This is a genomic window from Sediminibacillus massiliensis (assembly GCF_900156915.1).
GTDB lineage: Bacteria > Bacillota > Bacilli > Bacillales > Amphibacillaceae > Sediminibacillus_A > Sediminibacillus_A massiliensis.
Genome location: NZ_LT732535.1, coordinates 2,916,243 through 2,933,490 on the forward strand (window position 1 = coordinate 2,916,243; position 17,248 = coordinate 2,933,490).

At 43.0% G+C, this 17,248-nt stretch carries 16 protein-coding genes, 1 rRNA gene and 1 other annotated feature; all 17 genes read left to right on the plus strand.

The window, feature by feature from the left end:
* The first annotated feature begins 9 nt into the window (after positions 1-9).
* Positions 10-125 (plus strand): 5S ribosomal RNA (rrf, locus tag CZ434_RS15150).
* A gap of 842 nt (positions 126-967) precedes the next feature.
* Positions 968-1,618: an MgtC/SapB family protein gene (locus CZ434_RS15160; RefSeq protein WP_179107368.1), complete on the plus strand. Its 651-nt coding sequence runs from the start codon at positions 968-970 to the stop codon at positions 1,616-1,618.
* A gap of 192 nt (positions 1,619-1,810) precedes the next feature.
* A complete protein-coding gene (locus CZ434_RS15165) occupies positions 1,811-2,269 on the plus strand; it encodes a CtsR family transcriptional regulator (RefSeq protein ID WP_077623934.1) in 459 nt (152 codons plus the stop codon).
* A 26-nt stretch (positions 2,270-2,295) separates the two neighbouring features.
* Positions 2,296-2,841 (plus strand): protein-arginine kinase activator protein McsA, encoded by a 546-nt coding sequence (mcsA, locus tag CZ434_RS15170; RefSeq protein ID WP_077623935.1) that lies wholly within the window; start codon positions 2,296-2,298, stop codon positions 2,839-2,841.
* Positions 2,838-3,902 (plus strand): protein-arginine kinase McsB, encoded by a 1,065-nt coding sequence (mcsB, locus tag CZ434_RS15175; protein ID WP_077623936.1) that lies wholly within the window; start codon positions 2,838-2,840, stop codon positions 3,900-3,902. The genes mcsA and mcsB overlap by 4 nt, the downstream gene beginning before the upstream one ends.
* A 21-nt stretch (positions 3,903-3,923) precedes the next feature.
* Positions 3,924-6,359 carry an ATP-dependent protease ATP-binding subunit ClpC gene (gene clpC / locus CZ434_RS15180; protein WP_077623937.1) on the plus strand — a complete coding sequence of 812 codons (2,436 nt, stop codon included), beginning with the start codon at positions 3,924-3,926 and terminating at the stop codon, positions 6,357-6,359.
* A gap of 183 nt (positions 6,360-6,542) precedes the next feature.
* Complete coding sequence (radA, locus tag CZ434_RS15185) at positions 6,543-7,922, plus strand: DNA repair protein RadA (RefSeq protein ID WP_077623938.1); 1,380 nt, start codon at positions 6,543-6,545, stop codon at positions 7,920-7,922.
* Positions 7,923-8,999 carry a DNA integrity scanning diadenylate cyclase DisA gene (disA, locus tag CZ434_RS15190; protein ID WP_077623939.1) on the plus strand — a complete coding sequence of 359 codons (1,077 nt, stop codon included), beginning with the start codon at positions 7,923-7,925 and terminating at the stop codon, positions 8,997-8,999. It abuts the gene before it with no gap.
* Between the two features lie 173 nt (positions 9,000-9,172).
* Positions 9,173-10,267, plus strand: a complete 1,095-nt coding sequence (locus tag CZ434_RS15195) for a PIN/TRAM domain-containing protein (RefSeq protein WP_077623940.1) — start codon at positions 9,173-9,175, stop codon at positions 10,265-10,267.
* A 148-nt stretch (positions 10,268-10,415) separates the two neighbouring features.
* Positions 10,416-11,102 (plus strand): 2-C-methyl-D-erythritol 4-phosphate cytidylyltransferase, encoded by a 687-nt coding sequence (gene ispD / locus CZ434_RS15200; RefSeq protein WP_179107289.1) that lies wholly within the window; start codon positions 10,416-10,418, stop codon positions 11,100-11,102.
* A gap of 61 nt (positions 11,103-11,163) precedes the next feature.
* Entirely contained in the window at positions 11,164-11,646 is a 483-nt protein-coding gene (ispF, locus tag CZ434_RS15205) for a 2-C-methyl-D-erythritol 2,4-cyclodiphosphate synthase (RefSeq protein ID WP_077623941.1), read from the plus strand.
* Positions 11,647-11,709: 63 nt separating this feature from the next.
* A complete protein-coding gene (gene gltX, locus CZ434_RS15210; RefSeq protein WP_077623942.1) occupies positions 11,710-13,182 on the plus strand; it encodes a glutamate--tRNA ligase in 1,473 nt (490 codons plus the stop codon).
* A 40-nt stretch (positions 13,183-13,222) separates the two neighbouring features.
* Positions 13,223-13,436, plus strand: a binding site (T-box leader).
* An 81-nt stretch (positions 13,437-13,517) separates the two neighbouring features.
* Positions 13,518-14,186: a serine O-acetyltransferase gene (gene cysE, locus CZ434_RS15215; protein WP_077623943.1), complete on the plus strand. Its 669-nt coding sequence runs from the start codon at positions 13,518-13,520 to the stop codon at positions 14,184-14,186.
* Positions 14,167-15,567, plus strand: coding sequence for a cysteine--tRNA ligase (gene cysS, locus CZ434_RS15220; RefSeq protein WP_077623944.1), 1,401 nt, complete (start codon positions 14,167-14,169; stop codon positions 15,565-15,567). Before cysE ends, cysS begins: the two co-directional genes overlap by 20 nt.
* A gap of 2 nt (positions 15,568-15,569) precedes the next feature.
* Entirely contained in the window at positions 15,570-15,971 is a 402-nt protein-coding gene (locus tag CZ434_RS15225) for a Mini-ribonuclease 3 (RefSeq protein WP_077623945.1), read from the plus strand.
* Positions 15,972-15,978: 7 nt separating this feature from the next.
* The gene (gene rlmB, locus CZ434_RS15230) at positions 15,979-16,722 is read left to right on the plus strand and encodes a 23S rRNA (guanosine(2251)-2'-O)-methyltransferase RlmB (RefSeq protein ID WP_077623946.1); all 744 of its coding nucleotides are present in this window, start codon (positions 15,979-15,981) and stop codon (positions 16,720-16,722) included.
* 1 nt (position 16,723) lies between these two features.
* The gene (locus CZ434_RS15235) at positions 16,724-17,233 is read left to right on the plus strand and encodes an NYN domain-containing protein (protein ID WP_077623947.1); all 510 of its coding nucleotides are present in this window, start codon (positions 16,724-16,726) and stop codon (positions 17,231-17,233) included.
* The last annotated feature ends 15 nt before the right edge of the window (positions 17,234-17,248 follow it).

The following is a 17,248-nucleotide window of genomic DNA, read 5'->3' on the forward strand; positions in this document are numbered from 1 at the left end:
AAGACATTGTCTGGTGGCAATAGCGGAAAGGTCACACCTGTTCCCATGCCGAACACAGCAGTTAAGCTTTCCAGCGCCCATGGTAGTTGGGGCATTGCCCCTGCGAGAGTAGGACGCCGCCAGGCAAAGAGAGAACCCCTGAGAAGAAACATAATCTCAGGGGTTTTTTTAAGAGAAAATAGTTGCTTAGAGGATAAATGAAAGAGAAGAAAAAACATGAAGAAGGGCAAGGAAGTTCGACTAAGAACGCCACGTCCTGTGGCAACGTCGAACTGACCTACATCCTGTAGGCCCCCATGCCGAACACAGCAGTTAAGCTTTCCAGCGCCCATGGTAGTTGGGGTATTGCCCCTGCGAGAGTAGGACGCCGCCAGGCAAAGAGAGAACCCCTGAGAAGAAACATCATCTCAGGGGTTCTTTTTATGAGAAAATAGTTGCTTAGAGGATAGATGAAAGAGAAGAAAAAACATGAAGAAGGGCAAGGAAGTTCGACTAAGAACGCCACGTCCTGTGGCAACGTCGAACTGACCTATATCCTTGTAAAAGAAGGTCGCCTTTTCTTCGTGCGATGCGAATCCAAGGAACTTTTCTTGTCCTGTAAGACCAAGTGGGAGTCGAGGACCCCAGGTAAGATTGAAAACCTTCAAAAGAAAGTCTTTCTTTTGAAGGTTTTTTTTATTAGGCTCTATAATATTAGTAGGAGTACAGAAAAACAATCAAATAACAAAACTTGTATATTTAGACAAAAGAAAACAGAAGAACAAAAAGATATTCCATCCAATTCTACTAGGGATATTATCTCTGCCCGCTTCATAACACAATAAAGAGGGAAATTTGATCTAATAAGCTATCCTTTATGCTATTCAGGGTAAAAAGACAAAAAAAGAAAACAAAAGAATACGAGGGGGAAGGGATATTGGACTTCATCGAAAACATTCAGCAATATTTAAATGAGGACTTTTCCTTAATGGTATTAAGAATATTTATTGCATTAATACTGTCCGGTCTGATTGGCTTTGAAAGAGAACTGAAAAACCATTCCGCTGGTTTCAGAACTCATATTCTCGTAGGAGTGGGTTCATGTTTAATGATGTTGTTGTCACTTTATGGATTTGAGTCCTTTATAGAAGAATATGATAATGTCCGCTTCGATCCAGCGCGTATTCCCTCTTACGTGATCAGCGGTATTGGGTTTTTAGGGGCTGGCACTATAATGGTCCATGGGATGACGATTAGAGGGTTGACCACAGCAGCCTCCATTTGGACGGTAGCCGGCCTGGGGCTGGTAGTAGGAGCAGGCATGTACAGTGCTGCTGTGTTAACGACTTTTGTCATCTTGCTTAGCCTTGTATTACTGCATCATGTAGAAAATTTTTTCATGAACAAAAGATCAAATATCCACTTTAAGTTAGTTGTCAGCGAGGAACTCCGAATGGAAAGCCTCATCCGTTTGTTCGAAATATACAACGTAAAGCTTCGTAAGCTGGAGGTGGAAAAAGAAGAAAATAAAGACAGGATTTACTTGATTCAGGTTGAAAGTACAATGAAGATCGATAAATTTCGATTGCTTGATGATATATCGACATTGAATCATGTGAAAAAAGTCAATGAACAATAAAAAAATCCCTGCTTAAAGGCAGGGATTTATCCTCTTTTTAGATAATAGATACTATAGTGAACTTGTGTAAGTTTATCTTGTGTTTTTCAGGCAATGATAATAAAAACGAATTGTTTGCAACATAAAAAAAGTTGGGTATAATGAAAGTAAAGTCAAAGATAGTCAAAGTCAAAAAGAGAGGAGGAGCGCAAGGTGAGCAATATTTCTGATGTAATTGAACGTTATTTGAAAGAAATTCTTCAAGCCAACCAGAAAAACATCGTTGAGATCAAACGGAGCGAAATAGCAGATCAATTTCAATGTGTTCCTTCTCAAATCAACTATGTAATTAATACCCGATTTACTGTAGAAAGAGGTTATATAGTCGAAAGCAAGCGTGGCGGCGGTGGCTATATAAGAATTGCGAGAATAAAGCATGAAGAGAAGGCCAAGTTGATTGACGAAATAATCCAGATGATCCAGCCTACTGTTACCCAACAAGCAGCTATCGACATACTGGAGAGAATGATGGAAGAAGAGTTAATTTCCAAACGGGAAGCAAAAATAATGGCAAGTGCAATCGACAGAAATACACTGCCCTTCCAACTTCCTATACGGGATGAAGTTCGGGCTAAAATAATGACAGCTATGCTATCTACCTTGAAATATTAAAAGAGCCGGAGAAGGGAGAGATTGGTATGGAATGCCAGGAATGCCATGAACGCCCGGCAACACTTCACTTTACTAAAGTGGTGAATGGAAACAAAACAGAGATTCATGTATGTGAACGTTGTGCCAAAGAAAAGGGTTATATGGGATATGAAGATGAAGCTTACTCCTTGCATAATTTGTTGTCCGGACTATTTAATTTTGAAACAACAATCGGAGGACAGCAAGCAAACAATGTATCTTCTAAACAAGTGGTGAAGTGTCCAAAGTGCGGGCTTACTTACCAAGAGTTCACCCGGATAGGGAAATTTGGCTGTTACGAATGTTATCAGACATTCGCTGATCGCCTGAACCCAATTTTCAGAAGGGTCCACAGCGGGAATACTATTCATGATGGCAAGGTTCCAAAACGTGTGGGGAGCAGTATTCAACAGAAGAAAAAGCTGAATGAATACCGTGACCACCTTAAGCAATTAATTAACGATGAGGAATTTGAGAAAGCAGCGCAGATACGAGACCAAATAAAAGCATTGGAGAAAGACCTTCATAATGGCGGAGAGGAGGAGAAGGAGTGAGCTTGCAGCAGTTTATGAATGAAGCAATCAGCCCTTGGATGAAAGAAGAGGGTCCTGACAGCGACATTGTTATGAGCAGCCGAATACGCCTGGCTCGAAATTTTGATCAAATTCCTTTTCCGATTATCGCCAAAGAGGGAGAACTCAATGAAGTGCTGGATTTCATGGAAAAAAACTATGAAGAAAAATCCTTCAAGAATTATACAGACTTCTCATTATTGAAAATGAAAGATTTACAGCCAATAGAAAAAAGAGTCTTGGTGGAGAAGCATTTAATAAGTCCTCATCTGGCTGAAAACCAGGAGGAATCTGCTGCATTGATTTCTTCAAATGAGCAGGTTTCCGTTATGGTCAACGAGGAAGACCATATAAGAATTCAATTGTATTTTCCTGGATTTCAATTGAATAAAGCTTTAGAACAAGCATTCACATTCGATGATTGGCTAGAGGAAAAAGTGAACTATGCATTTGATGAAACGAGAGGATATCTAACCAGCTGTCCGACAAATGTGGGGACCGGTATGCGGGCTTCCGTTATGATGCATTTGCCTGCACTGGCAATAACTCAAAAAATTAATCGGATGATTCCTGCGATTAACCAGCTCGGTCTTGTGGTAAGAGGTATATATGGAGAAGGTAGTGAAGCTATAGGAAATATATTCCAAATATCCAACCAAATCACTCTAGGTAAATCGGAGCAAGATATTGTGCAAGATTTACAGAGTGTTGTCAACCAATTAATAGAACAAGAGCGAAAAGAACGCAAGGTATTGGTGGAACAATCAGAACTGCAGCTGGAAGACCGAATCTTCAGATCTTACGGTACTTTAAAGTACAGCAGGATCATTGAATCAAAAGAGGCTGCGAAATGTTTGTCCGACGTCCGGCTTGGTATTGATGTCGGCTTCATAGAGGATATCTCCAAAACGATTTTGAATGAACTGATGATTTTAACGCAGCCCGGCTTTTTGCAACAATATGCTAAGAGAATCCTCTCTCCACAAGAAAGGGACGTTCTTAGAGCATCATTGATACGGGAGCGGTTTAAATTAGAAAAATAACCATGTAGGGAGGAAAGCTTTATGATGTTTGGTCGATTTACAGAAAGGGCTCAGAAAGTTTTAGCCTTATCACAAGAAGAAGCAGTGAGATTGGGCCATAATAATATAGGTACAGAACATATTTTATTAGGTTTGGTAAGTGAAGGAGAAGGGATTGCTGCAAAAGCACTGAGTTCGCTTGGTTTAGAAACGGAAAAAATTCAGGAGGAAGTCGAGCAGCTTATCGGAAGAGGACAAAAAGTATCGCAAACAATCCATTACACTCCAAGGGCAAAGAAGGTAATCGAGCTATCGATGGATGAAGCGAGAAAACTTGGCCATTCTTATGTTGGTACAGAACATATCCTCCTTGGCTTAATCAGGGAAGGAGAAGGCGTTGCTGCAAGGGTATTGAATAATTTAGGAGTCAGCCTGAATAAAGCCCGCCAGCAAGTGCTTCAATTACTAGGAAGCAATGAATCTTCCTCGGGTCAACATGGCCGTGGCGGTTCCCAATCTACAGCGGCTAATACACCGACGCTTGACTCTCTTGCCAGGGACTTGACTGCTATTGCAAAAGAAGGAAATGTAGACCCAGTCATCGGAAGAGGGAAAGAGATAGAACGTGTAATTCAAGTGCTGAGCCGCCGTACAAAGAATAACCCGGTACTTATTGGAGAGCCTGGTGTAGGTAAGACAGCTGTTGCTGAAGGCCTTGCTCAACAAATTGTCAATAATGAGATTCCGGAAATCCTTCGTGATAAGCGGGTAATGACATTAGATATGGGTACCGTTGTAGCGGGTACGAAATACCGTGGAGAATTTGAAGACCGATTGAAGAAAGTGATGGAGGAGATTCGCCAGGCAGGCAACATCATCCTGTTTATCGATGAACTTCACACATTGATTGGTGCAGGGGGAGCTGAAGGTGCTATTGATGCATCTAACATTCTTAAGCCTTCTCTTGCCCGCGGTGAGCTGCAATGTATCGGTGCAACCACACTGGATGAATACAGAAAATACATCGAAAAAGATGCTGCCCTTGAACGCAGATTCCAGCCAATCCAAGTAGATGAGCCGACACTGGATCAATCCATCCAAATTTTAAGAGGTCTCCGTGACCGGTATGAAGCGCATCATCGTGTAACAATCACAGATGAAGCAATTGACGCTGCTGCAAGACTCTCGGATCGTTATATTACTGACCGCTTCCTTCCGGACAAAGCGATTGACTTGATAGATGAAGCTGCTTCCAAGGTCCGTTTACGGTCTTATACTGCTCCTCCGAACTTAAAGGATTTAGAGCAGAAGTTGGAAGAAGTCCGCAAAGAAAAAGATGCAGCTGTTCAAAGTCAGGAATTTGAAAAGGCAGCTTCTTTAAGAGACAGCGAGCAGCGCCTGAGAGACGAGTTAGAACAAACCAAAGATGAATGGAAAGAGCAACAGGGTCAGGAGAGCTCTGAGGTGACAGTAGAAGATATCGCCAGCGTTGTATCCACTTGGACAGGTGTCCCAGTGTCTAAGTTAACGAAAGATGAAAGCGAGCGTCTACTGAACATGGAGGATGTGCTTCACGATCGTGTCATCGGACAGGAAGAAGCAGTCAAAGCAGTTTCTAAAGCAATTCGCCGTGCCAGAGCAGGCTTGAAAGATCCAAAACGCCCAATCGGTTCGTTTATCTTCTTAGGACCTACTGGTGTAGGTAAGACTGAACTTGCAAGGGCTCTTGCAGACACCATGTTTGGTGATGAAGAGGCCATGATCCGAATCGATATGTCCGAGTATATGGAGAAACACTCGACTTCTCGATTAGTAGGTTCTCCTCCGGGATATGTTGGGTATGAAGAAGGCGGACAACTGACTGAAAAGGTAAGAAGAAAGCCTTATTCTGTCGTCCTATTGGATGAGGTTGAAAAAGCTCACCCGGAAGTGTTCAACATCTTACTCCAAGTCCTGGAAGATGGAAGGCTCACAGACTCGAAAGGCCGTGTCGTAGACTTCCGGAACACCGTTTTGATCATGACTTCCAACGTGGGTGCAAGTGAGTTGAAACGCAATAAATATGTTGGTTTCAACTTAAGCGATGGCGAAGCAGATCATAAAGACATGCGCGATAAAGTGATCGGCGAATTGAAAAAAGCCTTCCGTCCGGAATTTCTTAACAGGATCGATGAGACGATTGTCTTCCATTCTCTTGAGCGTAAACATATGAATGAAATTGTGACATTGATGGTGGAACAATTACAAAAACGTCTGACTGAACAAGAAATTAACTTCACTGTGACGGACAAAGCGATTGAAAAGATAGCAAATGAAGGATTTGACCCGGAATATGGCGCTCGTCCATTGCGCAGGTCTATCCAAAAGAACGTAGAAGATCTTCTTTCCGAAGAGCTGCTAAAAGAAAATATCCAAAAAGGCCAGAATGTAACAATAGATGTTGATCAAAAAGACCAATTCAGTGTAACAGCTGAATAATCAAGTTTTTCTATCAGCTTGGATTTAAAAACGGAAGGTATGTTCCTTCCGTTTTTTAGTTAATTTCGATATGATCGTTGAAAAAGAAATTGTAAATGGATTTTTAAAAAAATTGATAGAAGTCTGTAACTTGTTCGATATGTCATTCGTATATAATAGAGACAGGCACGAGGAGAGATTAATTTGGCAAAAAGAAAGACAAAATATGTTTGCCAGGAATGTGGGTATGAGACTCCTAAGTGGATGGGGAAATGCCCTGGCTGTCATAATTGGAACACGTTTGTAGAAGAAGTCGTGGCTTCCCAAACCTCTGGTGCGAGGCATACCTTCCAAGTGGAAGGTTCGTTAAAGGGAAAGCCGGAAAAGATTACTGCGATTCAATCGGAGAGAGAACCAAGAGTCACTACCATGATGCCGGAATTCAACCGTGTACTTGGAGGTGGGATAGTCCCCGGGTCATTAGTTTTAATTGGCGGCGATCCTGGTATCGGGAAGTCCACTCTTTTGTTGCAAGTTTCCTCGCAGCTGGCAGACAAGAAGTTGAATGTCCTGTATATCTCCGGAGAAGAATCTGCCAGACAGACAAAGTTGAGGGCAGATCGGTTAGGAGTCACATCTGACAATTTATATGTGCTATCTGAGACAAACTTAGTGGATATCGGAAATCAAATAGAGCAGCTAAACCCGGGCTTTGTCGTCATCGATTCCATCCAGACCATTTATCGGGAAGAAGTTTCGAGTGCCCCTGGAAGTGTTTCTCAAGTACGGGAATGTACAAGCGAATTAATGCGTATAGCTAAGAGTAAGGGAATTCCCATTTTCATAGTAGGCCATGTGACAAAGGAAGGATCTATAGCTGGTCCGCGTTTATTGGAACACATGGTTGATGCGGTTTTGTATTTCGAAGGAGAAAGGCACCATACTTTTCGTATTTTGCGTGGAGTAAAGAACCGGTTCGGAAGTACAAATGAAATGGGTATCTTTGAAATGAAAGAAGAAGGATTGAGGGAGGTAAGCAACCCTTCGGAAATCTTTCTGGAAGAGCGGTCGCAGGGTGCGGCTGGTTCCACGGTAGTGGCTTCTATGGAAGGCAGCAGGCCGGTATTAGTGGAGATACAAGCGCTGATTTCACCGACAAGTTATGGTAATCCAAGAAGAATGGCTACAGGTATCGACCATAATAGAGTACCTCTCTTGATGGCCGTCCTGGAAAAAAGAGTGGGTTTAATGCTCCAAAACCAGGATGCTTATGTAAAAGTGGCCGGTGGAGTGAAATTAGATGAGCCTGCCATTGACCTTGCCGTAGCGGTTAGTGTAGCTTCGAGCTTCAGGGATCAGCCCTCTAGACCGGATGATATATTGATCGGCGAAGTAGGGCTTACTGGAGAAGTGAGAAGAGTGGCAAGAATTGATCAGAGGGTGAAGGAAGCCGCCAAACTGGGGTTCAAACGCGCAATTATCCCCCAAAAGAACCTGGATGGCTGGACACCGCCCGACTCGATTGAAATTCTTGGAGTGAATACAGTTCATGACGCACTAAAAGCTACGCTGGGAGGAAATTAAATGGAGTGGCAGGACAGAGACAAGTCTTCGACAATTGGAGAAATGTTGAAATTTGTGGCACCGGGATCCCCGATGAGAGATGGAATTGATAATGTATTGAGAGCAAAGACAGGTGGATTAATCGTTGTCGGCTATAGTGACAAAATGAAAGGCTTGGTTGACGGGGGATTTACTATTGATGCTCCTTTTTCACCTGCTAATCTGTATGAGTTGGCTAAGATGGATGGAGCCATTATTTTAAGTCCCGACGCATCCGAAATTTTGTTCGCGAATGTCCAACTCACTCCTGAATCTTCTATCCCTTCGAAGGAAACCGGCATGCGCCACCGCACTGCTGAAAGGGTTGCAAAGCAAACCGGAACATTGGTAATAGCCATATCTGAAAGAAGAAATGTCATCACACTTTATAAAGGCCCGATAAGGTATGCCCTCAAAGAAATGGGAGTAATCCTTACGAAAGCTAATCAGGCAATGCAGACTTTGGAAAAATATAAAATTGTGCTGGATCAGAGTCTTACCAATCTCGGTGCACTGGAATTCGAAGATCTGGTCACTCTGAATGAAGTAATCCAGGTCATGCACAGGATCGATATGGTGATGAGGATCAAAACAGAAATACACAATTATATCAATGAACTAGGAACCGAAGGAAGGCTGATTCAGCTTCAACTGACAGAACTAGTTTCTGATATAGAGTTAGAAGCAGCTCTGATCATCAAGGATTACAGCAATACCACTTTGGCAGATCCGGAAGAGATTCTTTCGAAAATGCAGGAGATATCTTCAACGAAATTAATGAATGATGATCAAGTCGTGAAAATGCTCGGTTATCCCATCGATGTAAAACTCGATGACATTATTTATCCGAGGGGCTACAGAGTGTTGAGTAAGATTCCAAGACTGCCCCATATCATTGTGGAATACATGATTGAAAAATTTGGATTATTAAATGAAGTCCTCAAAGCGTCCACCGAAGAGCTGGTTGCAGTAAACGGAGTTGGTCAGGTGAGGGCAGAGAAGATAAAGGACGGCTTGAACAGAATCCAGGAACAGTTATTTATCGATCGGCATATATAATGAAAGTTTTGTCGAATGCTGTATAATTGACTTTGTCGATTTTTTTTGATAAAATTAAAATTTTACAAGTTTGACTGTTTTTGTCAAGTGTGTTATTTTATTATAAATATCTTTAAAAAAATGAGGTTATTTTTTATTTGTCAGGAAATACTGTCTGTTAGGAGGTGACCAGAGTGCTGAAAAAATTTGTGCAGTTATTTATTGTCATTGCTGGTGGTACAATAGGGTATCTATATATTCCTGACGTTCTCAGATTGGTAGGTTTCACTAACGGAAATTGGATGGAATCTCCGTATGTAGGTTTGGTAATAGGTGCTATCATTTTATATTTACTTACATTCTGGCTTGTCGATTTTATTGTGGACTTCTTGAGATGGGTCGAAGAGACGTTGATAAAAATACCCGTCGGAGATCTTTTGTTTGGTAGTCTTGGTTTAATTTTAGGGCTGGTTATCGCTTTTTTGATAACTATTCCTATCCTGGACATAGAAATCAAGCTCGTGTCACAGGTTCTACCTATTTTTGTGACATTCCTGCTCGGATATTTTGGTTTCCAGGTTGGCTTTAAACGGCGTGATGAATTTTTGAATCTTCTAACCCTGGCCAAGAAAGAAAAAGATAAACCGGTACAGGAAGAAACAACACAGTCACCCGACAATCCAAAGGTGAAAATTTTGGATACGAGTGTCATTATCGACGGCAGGATAGCCGATATCTGTCAGACCAGTTTCCTCGAAGGAACCATCCTTATTCCACAGTTTGTGCTCGAGGAGTTGCAGCATATCGCCGACTCGTCGGATGTGTTGAAACGAAACAGGGGTCGTCGCGGTCTTGATGTGCTCAACAGGATGCAAAAAGACCTGCCGGTTAATGTAGAGATTTATGAAGGCGATTTTGAGGAAATCCAGGAAGTGGACAGCAAACTGGTGAAGCTGGCTAAGGTGATTAATGGTATTGTCGTGACAAATGATTTCAACCTAAATAAAGTCTGTGAGTTTCAAAATGTGCAAGTATTGAATATCAATGACTTGGCAAACGCCGTAAAACCTGTAGTCCTTCCTGGTGAAGAGCTGACTGTACAGGTGATAAAAGACGGTAAAGAACATAACCAGGGTGTCGCTTATCTGGATGACGGGACAATGATTGTCGTCGAAGAAGGAAAAGACTATATCGGAAAGACAATTGAAGTTCTCATAACAAGTGTGTTACAAACATCGGCAGGGCGGATGATATTTGCGAAGCCGAAATTACTTGAAAAAGCATTGTAAAAAGGGTATAACATATAGTGGAAAACAAAAGTGATAACTGTCGACTGTTATCGCTTTTGTTGCTTATATGGGTCAAATCGGACAACGGGTAAATCGGAGTCCTACACCTCATGTATAATCCCATTTTATGTTTAGGATGGATTGACTAATGATAAAATATCATGCGATCGTATTGGCTGCCGGGCAGGGTAAACGAATGAGGACTGGGGAAAATAAGCAATTCATCACTATCCAGGACAAGCCGCTTATTTTACATACACTGGATGTTTTTGACACAGATGATTGGTGTTCGGCTATCACGCTGGTCATAAATCCTAAAGAAGAGGCGAGGATGAATGAACTGGTCGGAAGTGCATCCTTCAGAAAACAGGTGGACCTGGTAAAAGGTGGAGCTGAACGGCAGCAAAGCGTGTTTGAAGGCCTGAAAAGCTTGTCTTCCTACGAAGGTCCCGTATTCATTCATGATGGTGCGCGTCCGTTCATTTCACCAGACACTCTTCACACGCTGGCGGAAGTGACCGACGTCAAGCGGGCGGCTTTACTTGCAGTCCCGGTGACCGATACAATCAAACAGAAGAGCGGGAATCAGTTGAAAACGCTCGATAGAAAGACACTCTGGGCTGCCCAGACTCCTCAGTGTTTCGACTATTCATTAATCATGAATGCTCATGAAAAGGCCGCTGAAGAAGGTTATATCGGTACAGATGATTCCTCTCTGGTTGAAAGGTACGGCGAACCTGTGGAAATTGTCCAGGGAAGTTATGATAATATAAAAATCACAACTCCCGAAGACCTCGGTAAAGCCAGAGCTTATTTAGATTATAAACAGGAATAAAGAATATTAAGGATTTTCTTTAATCGAATAAAGTGAATCAAAGTAAAGGGGTTTGCTTGATATGTTTCGTATTGGACAAGGCTTTGATGTACACCAGTTTGCCGAAGGACGACCGTGTATCATCGGCGGAATTGAAATACCTTATGAGAAGGGACTTCTGGGGCATTCAGATGCAGATGTACTATTACATACTATTGCCGACGCTTGTCTGGGAGCCATCGGGGAAGGCGATATAGGCAAACACTTTCCGGACACAGATCCGGCCTATAAGGATGCCGATTCGGTCAAATTGCTTGAAGAAGTATGGGCGATTGTACGGGAAAAAGGTTATGCACTTGGCAATCTTGACTGCACAGTGATCGCTCAGGCTCCTAAGATGGCTCCATATATAGAGGAAATTAACCAAAATGTCGCCAGGATCCTTCAAGCGGAACCTTCCCGGGTGAACGTCAAGGCGACTACAACAGAAAAACTAGGATTTACCGGCAGAAAAGAAGGCATTGCCGCCCAGGCAGTGGTTTTATTGCATAACAATCCACAATGAAAACCGGAAATGTTAAACTGATAGAAAACAACGAACGGACTCGAATAATAGGAGGTTCATAACATGACGAATGAAGTAAGGGTGCGGTATGCACCAAGTCCGACTGGCCATCTGCATATAGGAAATGCCCGGACGGCTTTGTTTAATTACCTATATGCGCGTCATTTAGGCGGAAAGTTCATTATCAGGACCGAAGACACGGATGACAAGCGAAATGTAGCTGGTGGAGAGGAAAGTCAGCTAAGCTATCTTAAATGGCTTGGAATCGAATGGGATGAAGGACCAGACATCGGCGGAGAATACGGTCCGTACCGTCAGACAGAACGTTTGGAACTTTATAACAAGTATGTGGATGAGTTGCTGGAAAAAGGCCTTGCCTACAAATGTTACATGACAGAAGAAGAACTGGAACAAGAACGGGAAGAACAACGGGCTCAAGGTCAAGTACCAAAATATTCAGGAGCTCACAGCAATCTCTCTGCAGAGGAAATTGAAAGTTTTGAAGCGGAGGGCCGTAAGCCAAGTATACGATTCCGTGTTCCAAAAGACGTCACATATAAATTTCAAGATATCGTCCGTGGAGAAATTACTTTTGAGTCCGGCGATTTCGGCGATTGGGTTATTGTGAAGAAGAATGGTATGCCGACTTATAACTTTGCGGTAGTGATTGATGACTATTTAATGAAAATCTCTCATGTCATGCGTGGGGAAGAACACATTTCCAATACTCCGAAGCAAATGATGATTTATGATGCTTTTCAATGGGAAGCACCACAGTTTGGTCATATGACGCTTATTTTGAATGAAAACCGTAAAAAATTGAGTAAACGTGATGAGCACATCTTGCAATTCATTGAACAATACAAAAACTTGGGTTATTTACCGGAAGCCTTGTTCAATTTCATTACATTACTTGGATGGTCGCCGGTAGGAGAAGAAGAAATTTTCACGAAAGAAGATTTTATCGAGATTTTCGACCCGGAACGTTTGTCTACTTCTCCGGCAATTTTCGACCCTCAGAAATTAAAATGGATGAACAACCAATACATCAAGGCTGCTGATTTTGATCAGGTGGTCAAATTAAGCCTGCCACATCTTATTCATGCGGAAAAACTTCCTGCCAACATGGATGAAACACAGGAAGAGTGGGCGCTTGAGTTGATTGGTTTATACAAAGAACAATTAAGCTATGGAGCTGAAATTGTCGAATTGACAGAGCTTTTCTTCCAGAGAGAAATTCAATATAGTCCGGAAGCTTTGGCAGTACTTAGAGAGGAACAAGTACCGGAAGTGTTGACTGTATATGCGGAGAAGTTGTCTGCAATCGAAGAATTCAGTCCGGATGCTATAAAGGCGGAAATCAAGGCCACGCAAAAAGAGACAAAACAAAAAGGGAAAAAGCTGTTTATGCCGATCCGGGTCGCTACTACTGGACAAGTCCATGGGCCGGAACTCCCGAATGCCATTCATTTACTCGGAAAAGAAACAGTCTTAAGCAGACTGCGTGCAGCGGTTGATCAAATAACAGCTGAATAATTTCACATTAGTTAAATTATGTAATATAGTATTATTACAAACACGAACGTCGAAGAGGAGAAGTAAAAAGCGGAAAGCTTAAACAGAGAGAATCACCACCGGCTGAAAGTGATTCTAAGACTACGCTTTTGAAATGCACCTCAGAGTCCCTTGTCGAATTAACAGTAGACAAGGGCGGTTCTCTCCCGTTACAGAGAGTCCGAGTAGAGGGTTTATCCCTAAACAGAGTGGGACCGCGCCAAAGCGTCTCTGTGTGTTATGCACAGAGGCGCTTTTTTTGTATCAAATTCCATGTGTAAATATTGGCAAATACCAGTAGAGGAGAGTGATCTTGGATGGGTTTTTTTAAGATGCTAAAACAGGATATAAGTGTTGTGTTTGATCAGGATCCGGCAGCCCGCACCTATATCGAAGTGATTTTGACATACTCTGGGCTTCATGCAGTATGGTCACACCGGATAGCGCATGCTTTTTACAAGCGGAAGTTTTACTTTATTGCAAGGGTCATCTCGCAAATCAGCCGCTTTTTTACTGGTATTGAGATCCACCCCGGAGCTAAAATCGGACGCAGGTTTTTCATCGATCATGGAATGGGAGTGGTGATTGGGGAGACATGCGAAATCGGTGACAATGTAACGATATTCCAAGGGGTCACTCTTGGTGGTACTGGAAAAGAAAAAGGGAAAAGGCATCCTACTATCAAGGATAATGCCCTGATAGCGAGTGGGGCGAAAGTGCTTGGTTCCATTGAGATTGGGGAGAGCTCAAAGGTGGGCGCCGGATCAGTCGTGCTGCATGATGTTCCGGACCACTCCACGGTGGTGGGCATCCCGGGGCGTGTAGTAATTCAGAATGGGGAAAGAGTAAGAAGAGATTTGGACCACCATAAACTGCCTGATCCTGTATCGGTGCTGCTCAAAGACATGGAAAGGGAAATAGAAAGCTTGAAGCGGGAAGTTACGGAACTTAAAGGAGTGAAAGAGCATGGCAATAAAACTTTATAATACATTAACTCGGCAAAAAGAGGCATTTGAGACGATTGAAGAGGGGAAAGTGCGGATGTATGTCTGCGGTCCGACGGTTTATAACTATATCCATATCGGAAATGCGAGACCGGCAATCGTCTTTGATACAGTCAGAAGATATTTGGAATTCAGAGGTTATGAAGTCAACTATGTACTGAACTTCACAGATGTGGACGACAAAATTATCAAAGCCGCAAACGAATTGGGAGAAGACGTTCCGGCCATATCCCAGCGTTTTATTGATGCCTACAAAGAAGATGTGGGAGCTTTGGGTGTGAAGCAGGCAGTTCATCATCCGAGGGTGACGGAAACGATGGATGACATTATCGCATTCATTTCCGCCCTGATCGACAAAGGGCATGCGTATGAAGCGGATGGAGATGTGTATTTTAAAACCAGGTCATTTGAAGGGTATGGAAAACTATCCCATCAGTCTATTGATGAGTTAAGATCCGGAGCGCGTATCCAAATTGGAGAGAAGAAAGAAGATCCGTTGGATTTCACGTTATGGAAAGAAGCGAAACCGGGAGAGATCTCCTGGGATTCACCTTGGGGCAAAGGACGACCGGGTTGGCATATCGAATGTTCCGCAATGGCAAAGAAGTATTTAGGAGAAACGATTGATATCCATGCAGGCGGACAGGATTTAACCTTCCCTCACCACGAAAATGAAATTGCCCAATCGGAAGCCGGCAATGGCCGCCCGTTTGCAAATTATTGGATGCATAATGGTTATATTAATATTGATAATGAGAAAATGTCCAAATCACTTGGCAATTTTGTCCTTGCGCATGATTTAGTGGAACAGCACGATCCGCAGGTAGTCCGGTTCTTCATGTTGAGCGTCCATTATCGAAACCCTATCAATTTCAGTGAATCGTTGTTGGAAAGCGCAAAAAACAGTCTGGAGCGCATTAGAAATGCCTATCAGAATCTTGATCACAGAAAGCAGTCGAGTACGGATTTAGACGAGCACGAAGCGGAGTGGCTGGAGAAAATCGGTCAGTATAAAGACCGTTTCATCGCTGAAATGGATGATGACTTCAACACCGCCAATGCTATCTCCGTATTATTTGATATCACGAAAGACGCCAATGTGTACCTGCAAGCCCGTCATACTTCTGTCAAAGTGATTGAGGGACTTCAGGAGTTGCTGGATCAACTGACAAAGGTGCTCGGAATCGAGTTGGTGCAGGAAGAAGGGCTGCTTGACGAGGAGATTGAAGACTTGTTGAGACAACGAGACAAAGCCAGAGAAAACAGGGACTTTGCTCTAGCAGATAAAATACGGGATGATCTAAAAGAGAAGGACATCATCCTGGAAGATACGCCACAGGGCACCCGCTGGAAGAGAGGCTGACTATGGCGACACCAGATGATGTAAGGCAGATGAAGAGTTTGACACTTGCCTATATGGGTGATGCTGTCTATGAAATTTACGTGCGCCGCCATTTGATTGCAAAAGGGACGGTTAAAACAAATCAACTGCATCGTTCAGCGGTCGAATTTGTTTCAGCCAAATCCCAGGCGAAAGTGATCTTGGAATGGTTGGAACAAGGAGTGCTGTCTGATGATGAAGAGAGTGTCGTCAGACGTGGAAGAAATGCTAAATCCGGTACCATCCCCAAGAATACGGATGTGCAAACTTACAGATACAGCACGGCTTTTGAAGCACTGATTGGTTTTTTGTACTTAAAAGAAGATGTGGGCAGGCTGGAAGAATTAGTTCACTCAGCCATTGAGCTTGTTGAGGAAAGGAGTTGAATGAATAATGAGCGAAGAATGGATAATTGGTAAAAACCCAGTCACAGAAGCGCTGAAGTCGGGGCGTTCAATCAATAAAGTATGGATTTCCGATCAATTACAACGACAGTCCGCCCAAAAGATACAATCACTTGCAAAACAGGCAGGAACGACTGTCCAGCAGGTCCCGAAACGAAAAATAGATCAAATGGTGGAAGGGAACCACCAAGGCGTCGCTGCAGCGGTGGCTGCCTATGAGTATAGTGATTTGGATGATCTGTTCAAGGTTGCGGAGGAGCGTGGCGAGGCGCCGTTCTTCATGATCTTGGATGAAATAGAAGATCCGCACAATCTGGGCTCGATCCTTAGGACGGCGGATGCAGTGGGAGTTCACGGAGTAATCATTCCCAAACGCAGATCTGTGGGTCTGACAGCCACAGTGGCCAAAACTTCTGCCGGGGCAATCGAGTATATTCCAGTTGCGAGGGTGACGAACATTGCGCATACCATTGATGAACTGAAAGAAAGGAACGTCTGGATAGTCGGCACCGCTGCGGATGGTTCGGAGGATTATCGTGAACTTGACGGAGGTATGCCGATAGCACTTGTGATCGGCAACGAAGGAAAGGGAATGAGTCGGTTGGTAAAAGACAAATGCGACTGGACGGTCCGGCTTGCGATGAAAGGAAAAGTAACTTCTCTTAATGCTTCTGTTGCTGCAAGCCTCCTGATGTACGAAGTCTTTAGAAAACGGCATGCGATTGGTGAATGATATGAACGTATTATTGGTGGACGGATACAACATCATCGGTGCCTGGGATGAGTTGAAAATCTTAAAGGATCACGACCTTGCCCAGGCTCGTGATCTTTTGGTTGAAAAAATGGCAGAGTACCAGGCGTACACCGGAAACCGGGTCATTGTTGTATTTGATGCTTATTACGTGAGGGGCCTGGAACATAAACACAAGGACTATAAAGTCGAAGTAATATATACCAAGGAGAAGGAAACGGCGGACGAATGCATAGAGAGACTGATAAAAGATTTGAAGAATGTCAAAACACAAGTTTATGTAGCGACTTCCGACTATACAGAACAGAGGACGATTTTCGCCCAAGGGGCACTTCGTAAGTCAGCCCGAGAGTTATATATAGAGACAAATAATATTGAAAAACAAATAGAAGAAGAGCTGGAAAACCACAAAAAAATTCAGTCTGCAAGTAAGATTCCAATAAAAAAAGAAGTCCTGGAAGTGTTCGAGAAATGGAGAAGAGGAGATAAATAGCCTGCCAAGTGTTGT

What these genes read in the sequence shown, in the direction of transcription:
- gltX (WP_077623942.1), top strand. Translation starts at nt 11,710, where the DNA reads ATGACGAATGAAGTAAGGGTGCGGTATGCACCAAGTCCGACTGGCCAT.
- CZ434_RS15235 (WP_077623947.1), top strand. Translation starts at nt 16,724, where the DNA reads ATGAACGTATTATTGGTGGACGGATACAACATCATCGGTGCCTGGGAT.
- cysS (WP_077623944.1), top strand. Translation starts at nt 14,167, where the DNA reads ATGGCAATAAAACTTTATAATACATTAACTCGGCAAAAAGAGGCATTT.
- mcsA (WP_077623935.1), top strand. Translation starts at nt 2,296, where the DNA reads ATGGAATGCCAGGAATGCCATGAACGCCCGGCAACACTTCACTTTACT.
- ispF (WP_077623941.1), top strand. Translation starts at nt 11,164, where the DNA reads ATGTTTCGTATTGGACAAGGCTTTGATGTACACCAGTTTGCCGAAGGA.
- CZ434_RS15160 (WP_179107368.1), top strand. Translation starts at nt 968, where the DNA reads ATGGTATTAAGAATATTTATTGCATTAATACTGTCCGGTCTGATTGGC.
- rlmB (WP_077623946.1), top strand. Translation starts at nt 15,979, where the DNA reads ATGAGCGAAGAATGGATAATTGGTAAAAACCCAGTCACAGAAGCGCTG.
- disA (WP_077623939.1), top strand. Translation starts at nt 7,923, where the DNA reads ATGGAGTGGCAGGACAGAGACAAGTCTTCGACAATTGGAGAAATGTTG.
- clpC (WP_077623937.1), top strand. Translation starts at nt 3,924, where the DNA reads ATGATGTTTGGTCGATTTACAGAAAGGGCTCAGAAAGTTTTAGCCTTA.
- cysE (WP_077623943.1), top strand. Translation starts at nt 13,518, where the DNA reads ATGGGTTTTTTTAAGATGCTAAAACAGGATATAAGTGTTGTGTTTGAT.
- ispD (WP_179107289.1), top strand. Translation starts at nt 10,416, where the DNA reads ATGATAAAATATCATGCGATCGTATTGGCTGCCGGGCAGGGTAAACGA.
- CZ434_RS15225 (WP_077623945.1), top strand. Translation starts at nt 15,570, where the DNA reads ATGGCGACACCAGATGATGTAAGGCAGATGAAGAGTTTGACACTTGCC.